At 70.3% G+C, this 21,223-nt stretch carries 20 protein-coding genes and 1 pseudogene; 12 read left to right on the top strand and 9 right to left on the bottom strand.

Going from position 1 to position 21,223, the window contains the following annotated elements; all coding sequences use genetic code 11:
* From ACYVKI_RS07770 to ACYVKI_RS07790, 5 genes and pseudogenes are all read left to right on the top strand, one after another.
* On the top strand, positions 1-368 hold a 368-nt coding region (locus ACYVKI_RS07770; protein WP_460689782.1), incomplete at its 5' end, for an IS110 family transposase.
* A gap of 25 nt (positions 369-393) precedes the next feature.
* Positions 394-612 carry an integrase core domain-containing protein gene (locus tag ACYVKI_RS07775; RefSeq protein WP_460689783.1) on the top strand — a complete coding sequence of 73 codons (219 nt, stop codon included), beginning with the start codon at positions 394-396 and terminating at the stop codon, positions 610-612.
* A 37-nt stretch (positions 613-649) separates the two neighbouring features.
* A pseudogene (locus ACYVKI_RS07780) lies at positions 650-919 on the top strand (tyrosine-type recombinase/integrase); the annotation flags it as partial.
* A gap of 195 nt (positions 920-1,114) precedes the next feature.
* Positions 1,115-2,371: an AMP-binding protein gene (locus tag ACYVKI_RS07785; protein ID WP_460689784.1), complete on the top strand. Its 1,257-nt coding sequence runs from the start codon at positions 1,115-1,117 to the stop codon at positions 2,369-2,371.
* Between the two features lie 46 nt (positions 2,372-2,417).
* Positions 2,418-3,293 (top strand): 1,4-dihydroxy-2-naphthoate polyprenyltransferase, encoded by an 876-nt coding sequence (locus ACYVKI_RS07790; protein WP_460689785.1) that lies wholly within the window; start codon positions 2,418-2,420, stop codon positions 3,291-3,293.
* A gap of 39 nt (positions 3,294-3,332) precedes the next feature.
* Here ACYVKI_RS07790 and ACYVKI_RS07795 read toward each other — a convergent pair whose 3' ends face one another.
* Positions 3,333-3,878: a PLD nuclease N-terminal domain-containing protein gene (locus tag ACYVKI_RS07795; RefSeq protein ID WP_460689786.1), complete on the bottom strand. Its 546-nt coding sequence runs from the start codon at positions 3,876-3,878 to the stop codon at positions 3,333-3,335.
* Between the two features lie 100 nt (positions 3,879-3,978).
* Here ACYVKI_RS07795 and ACYVKI_RS07800 point away from each other — a divergent pair, with 100 nt between their 5' ends.
* Entirely contained in the window at positions 3,979-4,347 is a 369-nt protein-coding gene (locus tag ACYVKI_RS07800) for a DUF4229 domain-containing protein (protein WP_460689787.1), read from the top strand.
* A gap of 107 nt (positions 4,348-4,454) precedes the next feature.
* Here the strand turns inward: ACYVKI_RS07800 and ccsB are convergent, their stop codons facing one another.
* The 5 genes from ccsB to ACYVKI_RS07825 all read right to left on the bottom strand — a co-directional run bounded on the left by ccsB (position 4,455) and on the right by ACYVKI_RS07825 (position 9,619).
* Positions 4,455-5,570 carry a c-type cytochrome biogenesis protein CcsB gene (gene ccsB / locus ACYVKI_RS07805; protein ID WP_460689788.1) on the bottom strand — a complete coding sequence of 372 codons (1,116 nt, stop codon included), beginning with the start codon at positions 5,568-5,570 and terminating at the stop codon, positions 4,455-4,457.
* Positions 5,570-7,267: a cytochrome c biogenesis protein ResB gene (resB, locus tag ACYVKI_RS07810; protein ID WP_460689789.1), complete on the bottom strand. Its 1,698-nt coding sequence runs from the start codon at positions 7,265-7,267 to the stop codon at positions 5,570-5,572. The genes ccsB and resB overlap by 1 nt, the downstream gene beginning before the upstream one ends.
* Positions 7,267-8,070, bottom strand: a complete 804-nt coding sequence (locus ACYVKI_RS07815) for a cytochrome c biogenesis CcdA family protein (protein ID WP_460689790.1) — start codon at positions 8,068-8,070, stop codon at positions 7,267-7,269. The genes resB and ACYVKI_RS07815 overlap by 1 nt, the downstream gene beginning before the upstream one ends.
* Entirely contained in the window at positions 8,067-8,717 is a 651-nt protein-coding gene (locus ACYVKI_RS07820; RefSeq protein WP_460689791.1) for a TlpA family protein disulfide reductase, read from the bottom strand. The genes ACYVKI_RS07815 and ACYVKI_RS07820 overlap by 4 nt, the downstream gene beginning before the upstream one ends.
* 218 nt (positions 8,718-8,935) lie before the next feature.
* Positions 8,936-9,619 (bottom strand): histidine phosphatase family protein, encoded by a 684-nt coding sequence (locus ACYVKI_RS07825; protein ID WP_460689792.1) that lies wholly within the window; start codon positions 9,617-9,619, stop codon positions 8,936-8,938.
* A gap of 622 nt (positions 9,620-10,241) precedes the next feature.
* Here ACYVKI_RS07825 and ACYVKI_RS07830 point away from each other — a divergent pair.
* Together ACYVKI_RS07830 and ACYVKI_RS07835 are read left to right on the top strand one after the other, a co-directional pair.
* Positions 10,242-10,850 carry a hypothetical protein gene (locus tag ACYVKI_RS07830; RefSeq protein WP_460689793.1) on the top strand — a complete coding sequence of 203 codons (609 nt, stop codon included), beginning with the start codon at positions 10,242-10,244 and terminating at the stop codon, positions 10,848-10,850.
* A gap of 366 nt (positions 10,851-11,216) precedes the next feature.
* Positions 11,217-11,660: a hypothetical protein gene (locus ACYVKI_RS07835; RefSeq protein WP_460689794.1), complete on the top strand. Its 444-nt coding sequence runs from the start codon at positions 11,217-11,219 to the stop codon at positions 11,658-11,660.
* A gap of 29 nt (positions 11,661-11,689) precedes the next feature.
* On the opposite strand, the gene ACYVKI_RS07840 is transcribed toward ACYVKI_RS07835, so the two are convergent.
* Positions 11,690-12,178 carry a hypothetical protein gene (locus tag ACYVKI_RS07840; protein ID WP_460689795.1) on the bottom strand — a complete coding sequence of 163 codons (489 nt, stop codon included), beginning with the start codon at positions 12,176-12,178 and terminating at the stop codon, positions 11,690-11,692.
* A gap of 70 nt (positions 12,179-12,248) precedes the next feature.
* On the opposite strand from ACYVKI_RS07840, the gene purN reads away from it, so the two are divergent.
* Both purN and ACYVKI_RS07850 read left to right on the top strand, forming a co-directional pair.
* Positions 12,249-12,833, top strand: coding sequence for a phosphoribosylglycinamide formyltransferase (gene purN, locus ACYVKI_RS07845; protein ID WP_460689796.1), 585 nt, complete (start codon positions 12,249-12,251; stop codon positions 12,831-12,833).
* Between the two features lie 10 nt (positions 12,834-12,843).
* The gene (locus ACYVKI_RS07850; RefSeq protein ID WP_460689797.1) at positions 12,844-13,740 is read left to right on the top strand and encodes a DUF4031 domain-containing protein; all 897 of its coding nucleotides are present in this window, start codon (positions 12,844-12,846) and stop codon (positions 13,738-13,740) included.
* Positions 13,741-13,963: 223 nt separating this feature from the next.
* Here the strand turns inward: ACYVKI_RS07850 and ACYVKI_RS07855 are convergent, their stop codons facing one another.
* Together ACYVKI_RS07855 and ACYVKI_RS07860 are read right to left on the bottom strand one after the other, a co-directional pair.
* Positions 13,964-15,370, bottom strand: coding sequence for a cell division protein PerM (locus ACYVKI_RS07855; RefSeq protein ID WP_460689798.1), 1,407 nt, complete (start codon positions 15,368-15,370; stop codon positions 13,964-13,966).
* 70 nt (positions 15,371-15,440) lie between these two features.
* Complete coding sequence (locus tag ACYVKI_RS07860; RefSeq protein ID WP_460689799.1) at positions 15,441-16,196, bottom strand: sulfite exporter TauE/SafE family protein; 756 nt, start codon at positions 16,194-16,196, stop codon at positions 15,441-15,443.
* A 263-nt stretch (positions 16,197-16,459) separates the two neighbouring features.
* On the opposite strand from ACYVKI_RS07860, the gene ACYVKI_RS07865 reads away from it, so the two are divergent.
* On the top strand, positions 16,460-17,671 hold the full coding sequence (locus ACYVKI_RS07865; protein WP_460689800.1) for a glycosyltransferase family 4 protein: 1,212 nt from the start codon (positions 16,460-16,462) through the stop codon (positions 17,669-17,671).
* A gap of 72 nt (positions 17,672-17,743) precedes the next feature.
* Positions 17,744-21,139 carry a S41 family peptidase gene (locus ACYVKI_RS07870; protein ID WP_460689801.1) on the top strand — a complete coding sequence of 1,132 codons (3,396 nt, stop codon included), beginning with the start codon at positions 17,744-17,746 and terminating at the stop codon, positions 21,137-21,139.
* The last annotated feature ends 84 nt before the right edge of the window (positions 21,140-21,223 follow it).

A 21,223-nucleotide genomic window follows, 5' to 3' on the forward strand; every position in this document is an offset into this window, starting at 1 on the left:
GAGTTGGGACGGATACCGCCGCGGAGATTCTCATTGTGGCGGGAGACAACCCCGAGCGGATCCGCTCCGAGGCCGCATTCGCTAAGCTCGCCGGGATCAGTCCTGTACCTACGGGCTCTGGCATGACAAGTGGCAAACACCGGATCAACCATGGCGGGCACCGGCAGCTCAACGCGGCGATCTACAGGACTGTGATCGTGAGGATGCAGTTCCACGAACCGACCAAGGCCTATGTCGCTCGACGAACTGCGGAAGGAAAGAGCAAGCGCGACATCATCCGTTGCCTGAAACGCTACGTGATCCGCGAGGTCTACCACCTCATCAAAGCATCACCAGCAGGCGCAGACGCGGTGGTGCCAGCTACTTGACAGCTATAGGAGCGTCAACGCGCTGATGGAGTCAGTGATCGGGCTGTTCAAGACTGAAGCGATCCGCACTGACGTCTTCCACGAAGGTCCCTTCCGGAAGCTGGCAGACGTGGAGTTCGCCACCGCCGGATGGGTCGACTGGTGGAACCACCAGAGGCTGCACAGCAGCATCGAGAACCTGACCCCGATAGAGTACGAACAGCTCCACTACGCCGCCTTGGAAGCGGAGCCCCACCTCATATGAAAGCGGCAGAGAACCTGGGGCGCTTCACTTCCGCGGGGCGAAGAAGGATGCCGGTGTCGAGACGAAACTTCACGACCTCAGGCACTTCTATGCCTCCGGTCTGATCGCAGCAGGGTGCGACGTCGTGTCGGTATCCAAGGCCCTCGGCCACGCCTCGACGTCGACGACCCATAAGACCTACCTGCATCTCTGGTCGTCTGCAGAGGAGAAGACCCGCATCGCAGCGAGTAAGCTCGCACAGGAGGCTCTTACTATGCACGCACCGTGCACAGAAGAGCTGATTCAGACCGCATCGAACCGATCCTAGCCAACATTCTCATGGAGAATAATGACTACTCATCAAGCACTGACAGCGTATGCCAACGGATAATAGCCCTGCTGTCATAGTTCCCGTACTACTTCTGAGCCCCTGTGTCCCCGTTGCCTCCGGCGTGTGGGCCCTCGTCCGGCGGATTCTCGTCTCCTCAGGGCCCACACCCGGAGACAACACCCGGAAGAACGTATGAACTCTGCTGACTCCGCATCCGCCGACTCCTGGCTCTCCCCCGCGCTGGAGGCGCTCGACCACGCCCTGCGCGGGGAGACTCCCCCGATCGAGTTCCTGCCCGCAGACGGCGACGGCGCCCCGCGCTGGGTCAGCCGCCCGGACGCGGCGCAGACAGACCCGCCGCCCCGCGGAAGCCACGACGCCGGCCCGGGGGCCGCCGTCGTCGTGCGCACCTCCGGCAGCACCGGCACCGCGAAGCAGACTCTGCTCTCCGCCGCGGCGCTGGTGGCCTCGGCGGAGGCCACCGCGCAGGCGCTCGGCGGCCACGGCCAATGGCTGCTGACCCTGCAGCCCAGCTATGTGGCAGGCCTGGCCGTGCTCTCCCGAAGCCTGGTGGCCGGCACCGTCCCCGTCCCGCTGCTGCGCGAGACCACCGATCCCGACCTCTTCGCCGCAGCCGCCGAGCAGCTGACGGCGCCGCGGCGCTTCGTCTCCCTGGTCCCCACCCAGCTGAGCCGGCTGCTGGACAGCGGCGAGCCCCGCACCCTGAAGGCGCTGCGGCGATTCGACACCATCCTGCTCGGCGGCGGGGCCTCCCCCGCGCCGCTGCTGGCCCGCGCCGAGGCGGCCGGACTGCAGGTGGTGCGCACCTACGGGATGAGTGAGACCTGCGGCGGCTGCGTCTACGACGGCCACCCGCTGCCCGGTGTCACCGTGGACACCGACGACGGCGGGCGAGTCCGCCTGGGCGGGCCCATGGTCGCCCTCGGTTACCTGGGCGACCCCCCACTGTCCGCCGCGCATTTCGACGTCGATCCCTTCACCGGGCACCGGCGCTTCCTCACCGACGACCTGGGGACGCTCACCAACGGCGCGGCCCCAGACCCCGCCCAGGACACCGCCCAGGACACCGCCCAGGACACCGCCCAGGACACGCTGAGCATCTCCGGCCGCGTCGACGACGTCATCAACACCGGCGGAGTGAAAGTCTCCGCCGAGCAGGTCCGTGCCGCACTGCTGGAACAGGACACCGTCCGCGACGCGTTCGTCGGCGCGACCCCGGATGCTGACTGGGGCGAACAGGTCTGCGCCGCCGTGGTGCTGGCCGCCGTCTCCCGGACCGGGGACACCCTGGAGGCGCTGCGGGGGGCAGTCCGTGAGACCCTGGGCCCCGCTGCCGTGCCCAAGCAGCTGCATGTGCTGGCCGCCCTGCCGCTGCTGCCCTCCGGGAAGCCGGACCGCCAAGAGCTGCTCAGGATGTTCGCCGGCTGAACGCCGGATGCCCCACCTCGACCGACCGCACCACTGAAGGAGACCCGTGGCCACCACTCAGGACTGGATCGCCGGAGCCCGTCCCCGCACCCTCCCCATGGCGGTGGCTCCGGTGGTGATCGGCGCCGCCGCGGCCGCCGGACTCGGCTCCTTCGACCTGCTGATCGCGGCCCTGGCGATGCTGGTCGCCCTGGCCCTGCAGATCGGGGTGAACTACGCCAACGACTACTCCGACGGGGTGCGCGGCACCGACGACGCCCGCCTGGGACCGATGCGCCTCACCGCCAGCGGAGCCGCCGCCCCGCCGACCGTGAAGGCCGCGGCCTTCCTCTCCTTCGGCGTCGCGGGGGTCGCCGGATTGGCGATCGTGGCGCTGACCGGGATGTGGTGGATGGTCGCGGTCGGGGCGGTCTGTGTGCTGGCCGCCTGGTGGTACACCGGAGGCTCCCGACCGTACGGGTATCTGGGCCTGGGAGAGGTGATGGTGTTCGTGTTCTTCGGGCTCGTCGCCACGCTGGGCACCACCTGGGTGATGGCCGCGCAGCTCAGCGCCGCCGCCGTGGTGGGGGCAGTGGGAGCCGGGCTGATCGCCGCCGCGCTGCTGATGGCCAACAACGTGCGGGACATTCCCACGGATACCGAGTCCGGGAAGCTCACCCTGGCGGTGCGGCTGGGAGACCGCCGGGCCCGGTACAGCTACGTGGCGATGACCGGCGGCGCGGTGCTGCTGCCGCTGATTCTGACGGTGGAGAATCCCTGGTTCCTGCTGGTGGCGCTGGTCTGGCCGCTGTGCGCCGGGCCGGTGCGGATCATGCTCTCCAGCCGGCACACCGGCAGCGCGCTGATCAAAGTCCTGCAGCTGACGAGTCAGGTGAGCCTGGCGTTCGCCGTGACGATGGCCGCGGCGATGCTGCTGAGCTGACTGCTCACCTGTGAGCGTGGGCCAGACGGGTGCGCCCGTTCAGTTGTTGCGCGGGTCCTCCACGTCGGTGTCCTCCGCGGCGTCTGGCGCGGGGTCTGGCGCGGGGTCCTCAGACCGCTTCGGCGGGCGGCCGTTCCCAGGGTGCTCCTCCGCGGTGCCGGGACCCTGACCTGCGGCGCCGCGCTCAGGTGGCGGCGCGTCGTCGGGCTTCTTCGGATCCTGCGTCTTCTGGGGCTGGTCCTTCTGGGCCTCACGCTTCTGCTTGGCCTCGAGCTCGGCCTCCTTGCGGCGGAGCTCCTCCTCCCGCTGCTTCTGGCGGCGCTGGATCTCCAAGTTCTGCAAGAAGTTGGGATCGTCGTCCGGAGCGGCCTGGCGCCGAGGCGCGGGGCCGGAGGGGCCAGACCGGGGCCGGCCCAGACCCAGCCACAGCCCGGCTCCGAGAATCGGCACGAGCAGGATCACCGCGAGCCATGCGCCCTTTCCCAGGACACGCACGCGGTGCCGTGGGGTGCGGAAGCATTCGATCAGGCTGTAGATCATCAGCCCGACACCCACGATTCCCAGCGGGACGATCACCTTCAACATATCTTCCAGGGTAGTTCATCGGTCCCCTGCGGTTCACGCTGAGACCGCCTGGTCAGCTCACCGCGGACATGGCGGCCTCTACAGCACGTAGAATCGAGTGATGGCCGTTCTCAAGTACTCCCTGCTCCGCCTGGCGACGTTCTTCATCCTCTTCGCCGCCTGCCTGCTGCTGGGGCTGGGCATGATCTTCGCGCTGATCGTGGGTCTGCTCGGCTCCTGGGCCGTGGGCTACCTGTTCTTCAATCAGCTGCGTGTGGAGGCCGGGGAGGCGCTCGCCCGGCGGTTCGGCGGTGCCCGCCGACTCGGGGCCTCCGAGCTGGAGGACAACGCCGCCGAGGACGCGTTGGCCGAGGACTATCACGCCCAGCGCGAGCAGGAGCGCCGAGAGGGTCGGGCATCAGGCGCTGAGCAGCCGGGGCGGCACGAACCCGGCGAGGACGACGAACCCGACCACGACGCCCGCCCCTGACCTTTCTTTCTCCTCGAGTGGCCACCCATCGCGGCAACCTCACCCCCGGATACGGCGTGTCACCGGGGAGAAGCCGTGATACGTGGCCACGCGACGAGAACGGGGAGCTACTCCGGCAGGCCGGCGTAGGAGTGCAGGCCCGGGAAGTAGACGTTGACCACCGCATAGTTGAAGATGATGCAGCCGAAGCCGATGATCGACAGCCAGGCGGCCCGGTTGCCGGTCCAGCCACGGGTGGCCCGGGCGTGCAGGTAACCGGCGTAGACCACCCAGATCACGAAGGTCCAGACTTCCTTGACGTCCCAGCCCCAATAGCGGCCCCAGGCCTCCTCGGCCCAGATCGCACCGGTGATCAGCGGACCGAGCGTCCAGAAGACGAACCCGACCGCGTTCATCCGATAGGCCCAGTTCTCCAGCGACGTCGACGACGGCACCATCCGCATGAACTGCCACCCGCCGGTGCCGCGCAGCTGCCCGGAGGCCACCTTCAGCTCCCGACGGTGCTGGACCAGCTGCAGGATGTTCATCGCGAACGTCAGAGTGAACAGCCCCATCGCGAGCACCGCGAGGGTGACGTGCACCGCCAGCCACGGAGACTGCAGGGCCGGCTGGACATGCGCCACCGGGGTCGGGAAACCGATCGTGGCCCCCGACATCATCACCACCACCAGGCCGATGGCGAAGGTGCCCAGGAAGCGCAGATCCTTGCGGATCAGGGTCAGCAGGAACACCGCCGAGACGATCAGCGCGCCGGTGGTGAGGAACTCGTACATGTTCGCCCAGGGGGCGCGGCCGGCGGCCACCCCACGGGCGGTGACGGCGAAGGCGTGCGCACCCGTGGCCAGGATGGTCAGCGCCACCGCCACGTTGGCGAAGGGCCGCCGGGTGCCCACATAGGCCATGTCCTCGTCGACGAGGTCCTCCGCCTCCGCGGTCACCCGGTCCGCGTCGATGGCATCCCCGGAGTCGGCGTCCCCGGAGTCGGCGTCCCCGGAGTCGGCGTCCCCGGAGTCGGCACTGCCGGCGCTGACCAGGGAGTCGCGTCGGGCGCGGGCGAGCTCCGCCTCGGCCTCCTCGGCGAGCTCAGCCTCCAGACGGCGGATCGTCGCCGAACTGCGGACCATGTCCACCGCGAAGACGATGAACGCCGCCGTATAGATCAGCGCGGCGATGAGCATGAACAGGTCGCTGTACTGCGCCAGCTCCTCGTTGACGGGATCCATCAGTCCTCCTTCTCGGGGGCCCGCACCGGCCACCGCTTCTCCAGCTGGGCGCGCAGGGCGATGTTCTCGTCCCGCAGGCGGAAGTCCTCGCCTCGGGACAGCAGGCCGTAGCGCACCAGCGTGCGTCCGGCCTCAGTGGTCTCCACGGTCACCCAGGCACGACGGCGGCGCAGGAACAGGGACAGGATCAGCCCGCCCAGCGCGGTCAGCGCGAAGACGAGCACCCCGCCCTGCGCGGGATTGTAGTGGATGTCGATGGCGATGTAGTCCTGGACCTCTTCGAAGGTGATGGACCCCATCTCCTCCGGCAGCTGCTGGGTCTCTCCCGGTTCGAGGACGATGCCGCCGGCGTCGACCTCGCGGGAGTTCAGCGTCTGGAGGTCCTCAGTGTCCAGGACGTAGACGTTCTGCGGGATGCCCTCGTCAAGCCCCAGGTCCCCGGCGTAGGAGTTGAGCTGCAGCTGCGGGTTGTGCAGCTCCGGGTCCACGGAGATCGCCGGGCCGCCCTCCTCCGCCTCATGGGCGGTGGGCAGGAACAGCCCGACGAAGCCCAGCTGCTCAGGCTGGGCGTCGGGAGCCTTGATCACCGACATCGACGTGTAGACCTGATCGTCCGGCCGCGAGATCACCGGCCCGGAGAAGGCGACCTCGCCCTCGCCGTCGCGGACGGTGACCACCGGGGCGTAGCCGTTGCCGACCAGGAACACCCGGGCCCCACCGAGGGTGAGCGGGTGGTTGACCTTCAGCTCCTCGGTCTGCGGCTCCCCGTCGGTGCCGTCCTGGGTGGTCACCGTGGCGGTGAAGTCCAGCGCCTGACCGTAGTGAGTGGTGGAGTCACGGTCGAAGACGCGCTCGAACCCGTCGAGGCGCAGCGAGAACGGATGCAGGTGGGACTCGTCGAACCAGGCGCCCGGGTAGAAGTTGTCATAGGCGACCAGCGCGTTGACGAAGCCCTCGTCCTCGATTATCACCTTCTGCCCGCGGTAGCTCATCATGGAGCCGGCCGCCACACAGATCAGCACGCCCACCAGCGCGATATGGAACACCAGGTTCCCGATCTCCTTGAGGTAGCCCTTCTCCGCACCGATCGACGGCGGCCGTCTCCTGCCGCGGGCATCCTCGCCCCCGGGGCGGACGTCCACCCGGTAACGGCGCTTCTTCAGCTCCTCGGCGGCCTCCTCGAGGGCCTGTTCGGAGGTGGGCCCGTCGTCGTCGAGCTCCAGGGCACCGTACTCGGGCAGCCGCTGAAGCCGGGCGGGGGTGCGCGGCGGGGCCGAGCGCATCTGGCGCAGGTGCTTGCGGGCTCGCGGGATGATGCAGCCGATCAGCGAGATGAACAGCAGCAGGTAGATCGCCGAGAACCACACCGAGGAGTACACGTCGAAGAACTGCAGGGTGTCCAGAATCGGGCCCACGGTGGGGTTGTCCTCGATCCAGGTCTGCACCGCGAAGGCGTCCTGGACCCGCTGGGGGAACAGCGAGCCGGGCACTGCGGCCACGGCCAGCAGGAGCAGCAGCATCAGGGCGGTGCGCATGCTGGTCAACTGGGTCCAGGCCCAGCGCAGCATGCCGGTGAGCCCGAGCACAGGAGGGGTGACCTCCTGGCGCGGGGTGTCTCCGGTGGCCGCGTGGAGCGCGTCCTCTCGGGCGTTGTCCCGGTGCGCAGACGGCTGGGACGGCTGAGATGGCTGGGTCATCAGATCGGCATCCTCACCTCATTGGCGAACCAGTCCTGGAGTGCGTAGACCCAGATGTTCCACAGTCCGGAGAGCATCAGCAGTCCGACGAGGATCAGCACCCCTCCGCCGAACCGGGTCACGGCCACACGGTGCGTCCGGAAGAAGGACATCGCTTTCATCCCGCGCTGGAAGCCGAGGCTGATGAGGATGAACGGGATGCCCAGTCCGAGGCAGTAGATGAACATCAGCACCGCCCCCCGCCCGGGGTCGCCGCCCATGGGGGTGGACAGGGCGAGCACGGCGGCCAGGGTGGGGCCCATGCAGGGGGCCCAGCCGATGCCGAAGGTCGCTCCCAGCAGCGGGGCGCCGAGCAGGCCGTCGGGCGGGCGGCGCTCGATCTTGCGCTCGCGCTGGAAGACGCTGAACGCCCCCATGAACACCAGGCCCATGAGCACGACGACGGCGCCGAGCAGCTGGGTCAGCCACCCGCCCTCCACGCGCAGCCAGACGGTGGCCTGGGTGAACATGAAGCCGATGGCCACGAAGATCACGGAGAAGCCGAGCACGAAGAGGCTGGCGCCGAGCACCATCCGCCAGCGGCGTCGCTGGGCGAGGTCCACGCCGGAGAGCCCGGTGACGTAGCCCAGGTAACCGGGCACCAGCGGCAGCACGCAGGGCGAGAGGAAGGAGACGAGTCCGGCGAGCAGCGCCACCGGGGCGGAGATCAGCAGCGAACCGTCGAAGACGATCTCTGCGAACCGGTTGTTGGCCGCACCGAGGGTGGCAGCGCTGAGGGTCGCGAGCCCGACGTCGGCGCTCATGCCTGTGAAGACTCCTCGAGCGCGGTGGTGATCAGAGCGCGCAGCGTGCCCGGCTCAGCGATGCCGAGGATCCGTGCCGAGACTCGGCCCTCGGTGTCGAGCACCAGAGTGGTGGGGACGGCCGAGGGCGGCACGTAGTCGGTCATCGCGAGCATGACCTGGCCGTCACGGTCTTCCATGGAGGGGTAGCCGACGCCGAAGCGGCGTTCGAAGGCCTCGGCGGTGGGCTGGGTGTCGCGGGTGTTGACCCCGTAGAACTGGACGCCCTCGTCGGCGAACTCCTCGTGCAGGGCGGCGAGGTCGGGGGCCTCGACCCGGCAGGGGGCGCAGGCGGCGTACCAGAAGTTGATGACCACGACTTCACCCTCCCAGCGGGACGGACCCACTGTGGAGCCATCGAAGAGGGTGGATTCGAAGTGCACGGGCTCGCCGCGCTCCTCGGGGGCGAACTCCTGGACGGAGCCGTCTCCGGCGACGTAGTTGCTGCCGTCGTTGGCCGCCTGTTCGGCGAGCCGGTCGTTCTCCGAGCTGCAGGCGGTGAGCGTGAGCAGGCCGACCATCAGCCCGGAGGCGCTGAGCAGGGCACGTCGGCCGATCGCGGACCGGCGAGGGGCCGGCTGCTGCGCGGTGGCGTCGGGGGAGCTCATGGGGCGGTCCTTGCGGGGTGGCGTGGCAGGGGGCTGGCCTGTTGACTGTACGGGGACGCCGATCTGCTGATCTGGGCGCCCGCATAATTCTACAGCGTGTAGTAGTAAGGGGCAGGGGGTGGGCATGTCATATGACCTCACCTTCGGCCTCGACTCGCTGCGGGCCAGAAGGTATCAACTGAACCTAGGCGCGTGCTGGCCGAGCCAGCATCGGCCGCTCATGCACCGGGCAGGGCGGTGGCGTCCTTCAGCAGCTCGTGGTTCGGTTCGGCATAGCTGACCGACTCCACACCGTCCGGGCCGACGTGCAGGCTGGTGATCGAGGTCAGGGAGCATTCCCGCTGGCGCGGGTCGTGCCACAGCGGCCGGTCCTCCGCCCAGAGTCGAGTCACCCAGATCGGCAGCTGGTGGGAGACGACGACGACCTCAGCCCCGTCCCCATGCTCGGCCACGGCCTGCTCGGAGAGGTCCTTGACCGCTGCGAGCATCCGGGTGACCTGCTGCGCGTAGGGCTCGCCCCAGGAGGGGCGGAAGGGGTTGAGCAGCAGCGGCCACCACCGCGGATTGCGCAGCTGCCGCTTCACCCGGGAGAGCCCTTCGAAGGAGTTCTCCGCCTCCAGCACCCGCTCCTCCGTGGTGACCGGCAGCTCCAGGCGCTCGGCCAGCGGGGCGACGGTCTCCTGGGCACGTTGCAGCGGGGAGGCGGCCAGCAGATGGACGGGGCGGCCGGCCTCGGCGCGGGCGGCGAAGTGTTCCGCGATCCCCTCAGCCATGCGATGACCGAGCTCGGAGAGCCCGTAGCCGGGCAGTCGACCATAGAGGATCTTCTCGGGGTTGTGGACCTCGCCGTGGCGCACGAGGTGGACGGTGGCCGTCGTCGGACCGGTGATGCGGGAAGCCATGGGCACCAGTGTCGCAGAATCCGCCGGACCCGGCGGCCTGCCGCGGTGACGGCGACATACCCTGCCTGTGTCCAGTTCAGAGGGATAGGGTGCTGTTCACGAGGGCTGAAGGACCGATCGCGGTCTGAACAGTGGTGACCCAGAGCATGGTTGACGCACAGTACGGAGGATCGAGGAGCATGAGCACCACCGGCGATGAGAACCCGGGAGCCCCGAGAGGCCCCCCCACGGAGAGCAGCCCCCACACGGTGACCAGCAGGGCGATCAGCACAGTGGGCAGCACGGCGATCAGCAGGGCGAGCGGTCCCCGTACGGGACGCCGGGATCGGCCGCCTCAGCCGGTTCGGCGCAGAGCGCCTCCGGCTACGGGCAGCAGGGGGAGCAGCCGCAGTACGGCCAGCCCGCCTTTGGCCACCCGAGCCCCCATGGCCAGCCGAGCCCCTACGGTCAGCCCGCCTACGGTCAGCAGAACCCCTACGGACAGCAGGGCCCCTATGTCCAGCCGGGGTCCTATGGCCAGCCGGACGAGGGACAGCAGTCTCCTCAGTCCTCGGTGTCGCCCTCCGGCGGCCCCCTGGACTCGTCCGGGACGCTGACGCGCCCCCTGACCCTCACCCTCTCGATGATCCTGCAGCTGCTGACCGGTGTCGTCCTCGCGATCGCCGGCATCGTCTCCGGAGTGCGGATCATGGGCGCTCACCCGACGCAGCTGCTGCCGGAGCAGGACTGGCGGATCCTCTTCGAGCTGAGCGTGTCCGAGGCTCAGGACGTCATGGCGGTCCTCGGCATCGTCATCCTCGTGGGCGCAGTGGTCTTGGCCGTTCCGTACCTCATCTTCGCCGTCGTCAGCACACGCGGTTCGAACGTCGGCCGCATCTTCGCGACCATCTATCTGGCGTTGAGCATCTTCTCGGTGCTCTTCGGGCCGTGGAACCTGCTGCTGGTGTTCCTGCCCAGTCTCGTGGCCCTGGTACTGCTGTGGCTTCCGGCGAGCAACGCCTACGTCCGACAGGTCCGCGAGTCCAAGCGACCCACCGGACCGGGCGGACCCGGTGGACCTGGTGGGCCCGGCGCCCCGGGAGGGTACACCCCGGGCGGGCAGGCTCCTGCAGGATACGGCCAGGGAGGATACAGCGGCCCGTCGGCTCAACCGCAGAACCCCTACGGCACGCCGCCGCACGGCGGATACGGCGGCCCTGGCGGCCAGCCAGGTTCCCCCTACTCCTCCTGACAGCATTCCGCCCGACCCTCCTGGCACCCTCCGGACACCCGACCGGCACCCTCGTCGGCGGCTGACCCCACGGCACCACGGCCGGCCCGAAACCCCTCTGCGCGGTCCGGGCCGGCCGTCGTCGTCTGTGCCGACTGTGCCTGTGCGGCCGGGGAGCCAGCGAACACCTCGCCCGTCGACGCACCCTTGCCCCTGCTGAGGACTGCACGTAGCCTGAAGCCTACGCGCGTCAGTGTCGGTGCGACATAGGTTCATCTGGGCACCGTCGATGAGGTGAGAGAGATGTCAGCCCCTCCCTGATCCCTGCAGGCCAGCCGGGCCCTTCTGCAGGTCACCTCCGGCACCGTCCTCGGCGGCGGCATCGCCGTGGCGCTGTCCACGCGCAGCGCCGATCCCACAGCCATCCTGCCTCCGGCCCTGTTGCGCTCGGTCGGCGGATCCACGCGCAACCGGACCGAGGCGCTGGCCACCTTCTCCACGATGCTCATGGTGCTCGTCGTCGCCGCCGGGCTGTTGTCCCTGCTGCTGGCTTGGCGCACCACCTCAGGCTCCCGGTTCGGCCGCGGTGTGGCCACTGCCGTGCTGCCGCTGAGCCTGCTGGCACTGCTGGCGTCCCCGTGGGCCGGGCTGCTGGTGACGGCTCCGAGCCTGCTGGCACTGGGGCTGATGTGGACCCACGAATCCTCGGACCATGTGCGACGGCATCACACCCAGCGACACGACGGCGGCATCCCCGCCAATGCGATGCTCTCCCCGCGTGTGCCCTCGAGCAATCTGGGACAGACCATCCAGCAGCCCCCGGGGCTGTGACGCGGTCGCTGTCCACGACTCCGTGACCGTCAGCGGCCGCCGGGCATGCCGGGGATCGTGGTGAGCATCTGCTCCTCGTAGTCCAGATAGCACTGCGCCATCGACCGTTCGGTCACAGCGTTCTCCCGGCACTGGTCGAATTCGACGGTGGCGCCCCAGAAAATCGCCTGGGCTGAGGCGGTGGCGGCGAACATGCCGCAGCACACGATCGCGACCAGCCCACTGACGTGCATCAGCATCGGCAGGCGCCGACGGATCGCCTGCACCAGGAGCACCACCCCGCCGATGAGGCCGACCAACCCGGCCACCACGGCCAGCAGCCGGTACGGCAGCGGGACCTGCAGCCCGATGTAGGAGACGATCAGCGCCAGCACCAGCCACCCGGTGAAGCGGGCGTACCGGCGGAAGGTCTCCTGGTCCAGGTCCACTGCCCGACGGCGACCGGGCTTCCCCCCGTCCGGCGGGCCGTTCTCGGATCCAGGCCGGGGCTGCTCCTGCTGCGGTGGCGTGACGCTCATGGCACACCAGCCTACGCGGCGCACAAGCCTCCGCGGCGCGCCGCCGATGCGGGGAAGTAGGGTGGAGACCATGCGCATCGTGGTTCTGGTCTCCGGCTCGGGGACGAATCTCCAGGCCGTCATCGACGCCGCCTCCGCCGGCACTCTGCCCGCGGAGCTCGCCGCCGTCGGCTCCGACATCCCCGGCTGCGGCGGGCTCGAGCGTGCCGCAGCGGCCGGCATCGACACCTTCTCGGTGCCGCTGGCCCGCGGCGGCGACCGCTCGGCATGGAACAGCCGCCTGCGGGACGAGGTCCGCCGCTTCGAGCCGGATCTGGTGGTCTCCAGCGGCTTCATGCGCATCCTGGGTCCGGAGTTTCTCGACGGCGTGGGCGCCCCGATCATCAACACCCACCCGGCTCTGTTGCCCAGCTTCCCCGGGGCGCACGCGGTCCGAGACGCCGTCGCCCACGGGGTGAAGGTCACCGGCTGCACCGTCCACCAGGCGGATGCCGGCGTGGACACCGGCCCGATCCTCGCCCAGGAGGCAGTGCAGGTGCTGCCGGAAGACGATGTCGAGACCCTCCATGAGCGGATCAAGGTCGCCGAGCGCCGCCTCCTGGTGGAGACGATCGCAGGCATCGCCGAGGGCCGGATCAGCTTTCCCGACTCGTGAACGCCACCGAATGACGATCTACATCGATCCGCCGCTGTGGCCCGCCCACGGAACGGTGTTCTCGCACGTGATCTCCGACGCCTCGTTGGAGGAGCTGCATACCTTCGCCGCCCGGACCGGGATCAGCCCGCGAGCCTTCGACGAGGACCATTATGACGTCCCGGCACACCGGCATCGAGACCTGATCGCCTCCGGTGCCACCCCGGTCAGCGGACGGGAACTGGCCCGGATCCTCGCCGACTGCGGGCTTCGGGTCCGGAGCATCGAACGACCCGCGCAGGTCCGGAGGCGGCTGGCCCGCGCCTGGCGGCGGCTGCTGCCCGTCGAGGCGACGGCGATCGGCGAGGAGCTGCTGGACCGCTGGGCCGAGCCGCACCGGAACTACCACTCGCTGACCCATCTGGCAGCGGTGCTCACCGCCGTCGGGATCCTGGAGCGCGCCGGCGAACTGCCGGGAGCGCTGCGCCGACGCGTGCTGCTGGGCGCCTGGTTCCACGACGCCGTCTACGCGGGCGCCGCCGGCCAGGACGAGGAGTACAGCGCCCGGCTCGCCGAGGACCGGCTGCAGGGGCTGCTTCCCGCCGAGGAGGTCGCGCAGGTGTCCCGGCTGGTGCGGCTGACCGCCAGCCACGACCCGTCGAGCGGCGACGTCGCCGGTGCGGTGCTGGTGGACGCCGACTTGGAGGTGCTGGGCCGAGCCCCGGCGGCCTACCGGCGCTACACCGAGCAGGTCCGTGAGGACTACGCGCAGGTGCCGGAGCACCTGTTCCGTCAGGGCCGGGCCCAGGTGCTGGCCCGCCTGCTGGAGCGGCCCCACCTCTACCGCACCGCCACGGGCCAGCAGCTCTGGGAAGACACCGCCCGGGCGAACCTCAGCGCCGAGCTGGCAGAGCTGCGGTCTTCCTGAGCGGAGTCCTCTGGACGTCGTCCCTGCCGCGTGATTCCCGCATCGGGGAGTCATTCTCCGGCACATCTCCCCCCCCCTGGTAACGCGCATCAGTTCCAGTCGATGCGGGGGAAAGTGACCCCTCGACGCGGGCGGGCGCGATCCGGGCCGTGCGGGCGGGCAAAGCGTGCGGGCGGGCGCGACGCGGGGCGTGCGGGCCCTACCCGCCGCCCACCCCGGACCCTCAGTCCTCGAGGGTCTCCGCGCCCTGCACCCGCCGGCGACGCACCGTGTGCGCGGCCGGGGCGATCAGATAGCCCAGGATCGTCCCCACGCCCACCCAGACACCCAGCAGACCGGCCGCCAGCAGAGCGTGCGGGCCGACGTCGGTGAGCCGCCCGATCCCCAGCGAGATGTGCGAGAGCCACAGCGGAAGCACGGCCACGACGGCGGCGACCGCCCCGGTCAGCACCCCCAGGGCCAGGGTGGACAGCGTCCAGGAGACCGGGCGCCAGGAGATCCGCAGCGCGCACCAGTCGTCGAGGTGGTTCTCCCCTTCCCGCATGAGCCACCACCCGGCGAGCATCCCGGCGATCAGCGGCAGCGCGAGCACCGCCAACATCGCGTCCCCGCCGGACGAAGGCAGCGCGCCGAGCACCGGCAGGGCGGGCACCGGTCCCAGCTCCACTGCATGCGGCGCCACAGTGCTGCCCGAGCCGAGGGCGAATCCGGCCCCGGTGGTGTAGGACAGCGTCCACAGCACCAGATTCGGCAGCAGGCCCAGATGCAGCAGCGTCAGCCCGACCACGCCCCAGACTCCCGGGTCCAGACGCTGGTAGGTGTTGGCGATCTCCATCCAGGTCAGGCCCAGCTGCACGGCGAGCAGCAGCGCCGAGAGCCCGACGGCGACGACGACGGCGAGCAGTCCGCCACGGATCACCGCCCAGGCGTAGTGGCCGGCCCATTTCAGCCGCTGGGAGAGCCGCTCCACCCGGTCCTCCAGGTCGATGCCGATCAGGCGGGTCCAGGAGCGGGCCTCCGCGTAGCTGCCGGCGAGCGCGCCGACGGCCATCACTCCGGCCGCGCACAGTGCGGCCCAGTGCAGCTGCACGGCGAAACCGTCGGCCTCCGCCAGGTGCGCGATCCCGACCGCGGCGGCGGCGTAGCCGAGCACCAGGGTGAGCAGGCCCTGCCACAGCTGATCCGAGTAGGCCCCGCGTGCCAGTCGGCCGCCGGCCCGCCAGCCCAGGGCGAGCGGCACCAGGGTGAACCCCATGGGCAGCAGGTGCAGCCACCCTTCGGCGAGGGTGACCCCGCCGCCGAGCACATCGCCGGCGACCGGCACCGCCACTTCGACGGGAGTCCCGTGGAGGACCAGCCAGATCTGCGCGGAGAAGGCCGCCATGAACTCCAGGTCGATCTCGGCGAACCCGCCGGCCAGTCCGACGGCGAGCACCGGGAGCGCCACCAGCAGGGCTGTGGCCAGCAGCACCTGCACGGCTTCCAGCAGGCCGAGCAGCCACAGCGGCGGCGCCGGCAGGCGGAGGCGGGGACGGCGGGGCGCCACGGCCTCTCCGGCATCTCCGGCATTCCGGGCGTCTCCGGCGTCCCGGGCATCTCCGGCGCGGGAGTCGTTCTCTGAGCGGCTCATCGTGACCATCGTGCCAGCACCGGCCCCGGATCAGGGACGCAACAGTCCGGCATCCACCGAACTCTCAGGTTCAGAGCAGCAGTCGGATACCGGTGCCCATGGCCAGCAGGGATCCCACCAGGGCGAGGAACACCACGAACTTCCGCACCGTGGCGTCGTCGACTCGACGCTGGATCCATTCGCCGACCCAGATGCCGAGCACGATCACCACCACGCATCCGGCCCAGGCCCACCAGGGCATGTCCGGCATCTGGCCGTCGTCGAAGGCCCACTTGATGCCGAAGGAGAAGGCGGAGATGAGGATCCACAACGGCTGCAGCGTGGCCACCATGCGCATGATCGGCCAGCGGGAGAGCACCGCGTAGATCGTCATGGCCGGTCCGCCGACGCCGCCGAGCACGGTGCCGAGCCCGGAGCCGATGCCGGTGAGGATCTGTGCGGTCCGGCCGTCGCCGTCCACGGCGCTGCTGATCCGGCTCAGCAGCATCGAGGTCAGCAGTCCGAAGAGCACCAGCCCGGCGACCAGCACATAGAGCGGACCGGGCGGTGAGATCACCGAGACCCAGGCGGCCGCGGGCATCACCAGCACCGCGGGGATCCCGAGCCAGAGGACCTTGCGCCACTCGATGTCGTCCCAGATGCGTGGCAGCACCAGGATCGGGGCGATGATGGAGAGGAAGTTCACCAGCATCACGCCCTCATGGGCGCCGATCATCACCACCAGGAACGGCGCCAGGATCATCCCGAAGCCGAGTCCGGCGATCCGCTGGATAGTGGCGGCCAGCAGGACGAACGCCACCACTGCGATCGCCATCGTGATGCCCACGCGTGCTCCTCCTCCTGATGCCGTCCCAGGGCGGACAGGCCTGCAGGTGACTCTACTCCTGGCGTCACATCGATTCAGAATGCCGTGACGGGAATCTCACGGCGCGGGCTGACGCCCCGGGGCTTCCAGCCCCGGGCCCCTGCGCCGGGCCTCCCGCGCCGAGCCTCCCGCGCCGAGCCTCCCGCGGCAGGATTCCCCGTGGGTTCATCTGCCCGTCCCGACGACGTCGCCGGCAGGGCATTTCGTCCCCTCATCCTGAAGGGGTGAGAGTCGTCGTGGTGGCAGAGTCCTTCCTTCCGCACATGAACGGAGTGACGAACTCCGTGGTCCATGTGCTGGCCCATCTGCGTCGCCGGGGAGACGAGGTCACCGTCATCGCCCCGGCCTCTGCGGTGCGGGAGTCGACCCGACAGGCCCCGGAGCGCTGTGAGGGGTTCCCAGTGGTGCGTGTGCCGTCCCTGCCGTTCCCGGAGTATCCGAAGGTTCGGGTGGCCGCCGGGTTCGTGCCGCGGATCCGGCATCTGCTGGAGGAACTGCGGCCCGACGTCGTCCACCTGGCCTCCCCGTTCGTGCTGGGCTGGCGCGCCATCCAGGCGGCCCGTTCACTGGGCCTGCCGACCGTCTCCGTCTACCAGACCGAGGTCCCCAGCTACGCTGCCCGGTATCGGCTGCCATGGGCGGAGGAGCTGCTCTGGCAGCACGTGGACCGGATCCATCTGGCCTCCACGCTGACCCTGGTCCCGTCCCGCTTCTGCAAGGATCAGCTGCGCCGGCGCGGCATCCGGCGGCTGAAGACGTGGCGGCGCGGCGTCGACCTCCGGCGCTTCTCCCCAGGGCGCCGGGATGAGGCGCTGCGCCGCGAACTGGCTCCGGCCGGGGAGAAGCTGATCGGGTTCGTGGGCCGTCTGGCCGCGGAGAAGCAGGTCGAGGATCTGGCCGCGCTGGATGACCTGCCGGGCAGCCGCCTGGTGATCATCGGCAACGGACCTGCGGAGGAGCAGCTGCGCCGTCGTCTGCCGGGCGCCCACTTCGCCGGGTTCCGCGGCGGTGAGGATCTGGGCCGGCATGTGGCCAGCCTGGACGTCTTCGTGCATCCCGGTCAGGCGGAGACCTTCTGCCAGACCATCCAGGAGGCGATGGCCGCCGCGGTGCCGGTGGTCGCCGTCGGGCGCGGCGGCCCGCTGGACCTGGTGGACGAGGGACGCACCGGGTGGCTCTATCGGCCCGGGGATCTGGGGCGGATGCGGTCAGCGGTGGAGCATCTGGTGGGCGACGACGACGCCCGCCGCCGATTCGCGCAGAATGCCGCCGAGGCGGTGCAGGGGCGCACCTGGGAGGCGATCTGCCACCAGCTGACCGGCCACTATGCGCGCGCCATCGACGTCAACGAGCGGATCCTGCGCATACAGGCCAAGGACTTCATCCGCCAGCAGGCGTGGCTGAGCGGGATCACCGATCCCTTCGAGCTGCGCTGACGGCCGAGAGATTACGCTCACAGCCGATTCCACGCTGATGCTTGCCCGAAGCAACATCCCTAGGCTGGGAGAATGACCCTCATCACTCCATATCTCCGGCAGCCGCATCTGCGCGGCGACCTGGTCACCTTCATCGCCGCCGACGACGTCTGGCTGGCTCCCACCCAAGGAGGCCGCGCCTGGCGGCTGACCCGCGACGGCGTCACCGTGCGCACTCCGCGGATCTCCCCCGGCGGCTCCCAGGTGGCCTTCATCTCCACCCGCGACGGACACCCCGAGGTGTACGCGGCCACGATCGACACCGGCGAGGTCCGGCGGCTGACCTGGTGGGGCGCCTCCAAGGCGGCCATCATCGGCTGGGCTCCGGACGGGCGGCTGCTGGTGGCCACCCACGCGGTGGAGTCGGTGATCCGCGAGCAGGTGGTCCACGCCGTCTCGCTCGACGGCGGCACCGAGCGTCTGCGCTACGGCTCAGCCGGCGGCTTGGCGATCAGCACCTCCGGCGCCGTGGCGCTGACCACCCCGCCGACCCGTCCCGCCGGGCACTGGAAGCGCTATCGCGGCGGAGTGGCCGGGCAGCTGTGGCTGGGCACCGACGGCGTCGACGGCCCCGGCACCGCCGGGCGCTGGACGCGTCTCCTCCCGGACGACGACGCCGGCCTGCTGGACCCGATGTGGGTGGAGGGGCAGCTGGTCGTCTCCTCGGACCGGGCGGCCACCTTCCCGGAACGGACCCGTGAGCAGGCGAACCTGTGGATCCTCGACGGCGTCGGCGACGGCCTCGGCGACGACGGCGGCACGGCCGATGCGCCCGACGTCGTGCCCCGCCAGCTGACCTTCCAGGGGGAGGAGACCGGATACGTCCGCGACGCCACCACTGACGGGACCCGGATCACCTGGCACTCGCGCGGGGAGATCCACATCCTCGACTCCCTGGACGCGACGCCCCGCCGACTGGAGGTCACCCTGCCCGGGTCTGCTCCGGCGCCGTTGCGGCTGAAGCCCACACAGAACCTCGACACACTGGTGCCGGATCAGACCGGAGACGCCTCGGTGGTCTCCTGGCGGGGCACCACCTGGTGGCTGACCCACCGGGAGGGTCCCGCCAGCGCCCTGGCCGCCGAGCCGGGGGTCCGCACCCGCGAACCCGTTGTGCTGGGGCAGACCGGCCGGGTCGCGGTGGCCACCGATGCCGAGGGCGAGGATGCCCTGGAGATCCATCACCTGGACGGCTCCTCCCCGGCGCAGCGCGTGCTGGGCGGCGAGCTCGGACGCGTGCTGCATCTGGCCGCCGACCCCGCCGGAGAGCGCCTGGCCGTGATCTCCCATGACGGCTGGCTGCGGCTGGTGACCCTGCGGGACGGGGCCAGCCCCGAGGTGCGTGAGATCCACCGCTCCGAGCATGGGGAGATGCTCTCGCCGTCGTTCTCCCCGGACGGCCGCTACCTGCTGTGGTCTGCTCCGACCGTGACCGAGTCCCAGATGCATCAGCTGATGATCGCCGACACCACCAGCGCGGAGATCACGCCGATCCCGCTGACCGACGGCACCTTCCATGACAGTTCCCCGGCGTTCACCGACGACGGGAAGCACGTCGCGTTCCTGTCCACCCGCACCCTGGACCCGCACTACGACGATCACGAGTTCAACCTCTCCTTCGCCGGCTCCGTCCGCCCGTGGCTGCTGCCGCTCTCCGCCGCGGAGCCGGCGCCCTTCGGCCCCCGCGTGGACGGCTGGCCGACCTCCGCCGGCGCAGGTGCCGAAACCGGTGCCGGAACCAGCGCGGGAACCAGTGACGGGGAGGCCTCCGCGGAGGACACGGCAGCCGCATCCGCGGGCGGATCCGCACCCCGCAGCCCGGACCTGGACACCGAACACGCCGATCAGCGGCTCGTGGCCTTCCCCGTCCCCTCGGCCCGGTACCGGGATCTGCGGGCGGCCCAGGGTGGACTGCTGTGGATCCGGCAGGCTCAGGAGACCGGAGAGCTGGGCACCCGGCGCGCCGGGGTGAGCGGGGAGAAGCCGGCCGATGCCCTCATCCGCTGGGACCTCGCCGCGCGGAAGGCCACCACCCTGGTGGAGAAGCTGGACTCCTACGCGGTCTCCGGCGACGGCTCCCGGCTGGTGGTCCGCTCCGGTGAGGAGGTGACCGCCGTGCCGGCCACCCGACCCACGGAGAAGGACGACGACGCCGCCCGCGTCGCCGTGGATCTCACCCGGCTGCGGCGCACAGTGGACCGGCCGGCCGAGTGGGCCCAGATGTTCGAGGAGACGTGTCGGCTGATGCGCCAGCAGTTCTGGCGCGAGGACATGGACGGAGTGGACTGGGATGCCGTGGTGGCACGCTGGCGGCCCGTGGTGGACAAGGTCCGCAGCCACGACGACCTCGTCGACGTCCTCTGGGAGACGGTCGGGGAGCTCAACACCTCCCACGCCTACGTGATGCCGCACCAGGACCCCGACGTCGAGCATCGGCTCGGCCTGCTCGGCGCCGATCTGGAGCCTGCCGGGCTGGAGACCGGCGAGTCCGGCTGGAGGATCACCCGCATCCTCCCGGCGGAGTCCAGCGCCCCGGAGGCACGTTCCCCGCTGCGCTCCGCCGGTGTGGACGCCCGGGCCGGTGATGTGATCATCGCCGTCGACGGGCAGCCGGTGGACCCGGTGGCCGGGCCGAACACCCAGCTGGCAGGAGCGGCGGACAAACCGGTGGAGCTCACGCTGCGCCGACCGGAGACGCCTGAGCAGGAGACTGAGGAGGAGACCCGCCGGGTCGTCGTCGTGCCGCTGGCCAGTGAGGAGGAGCTGCGGTATCAGGACTGGGTGCGCTCACGCCGGGAATATGTGAAGCGCGCCTCGTCCGGTCGGCTGGGCTATGTGCACGTGCCGGACATGACCTCGACCGGCTGGGCGCAGCTGCACCGTGACCTGCGGCTGGCCGCCGACTGCGAAGGGATCATCGTCGACGTCCGCTACAACCGCGGCGGGCACACCTCCCAGATGGTGCTGCAGCGGCTCTCCAAGCAGCTGGTGGCCTGGGCGACCGCCCGCGGGGAGTCCGGAGTGGAGCCGTATCCCTCGTCCGCACCCCGGGGCCCGGTGGTGCTGGTCGCCAACCGGTGGTCCGGCTCCGACGGGGACATCGTCAACGCCGCCGCCCAGGCCATGGGGCTGGGTCCGGTGGTCGGCGAGCGCACCTGGGGCGGGGTCATCGGCATCGACGGCCGCTACTCCCTGGTGGACGGGACCGTGGTGACCCAGCCGAAGTACGCCTTCTGGATCGCCGGCTATGGCTGGGGCGTGGAGAACCACGGCGCAGAGCCGGACATCGAGGTCGTCCATGATCCGTCCGTGTGGTTCAGCGCGGAGGACCCGCAGCTGGACCGGGCCGTGGCCGAGGCCTTCGCCCGGCTGGAGCAGACTCCGGCCGCGACGCCGCCGTCGCTGGACCCGCCGAAGAACCGCGGCTGAGCGCCGGGGGCACACCTCGCCCCGCAGCACCCCCGCAAGATTTCGGAACCTCACGGATATTCGTGGGGTTCCGAAATCTTGCGG

The sequence above is a fragment of the Nesterenkonia suensis genome, assembly GCF_054782935.1.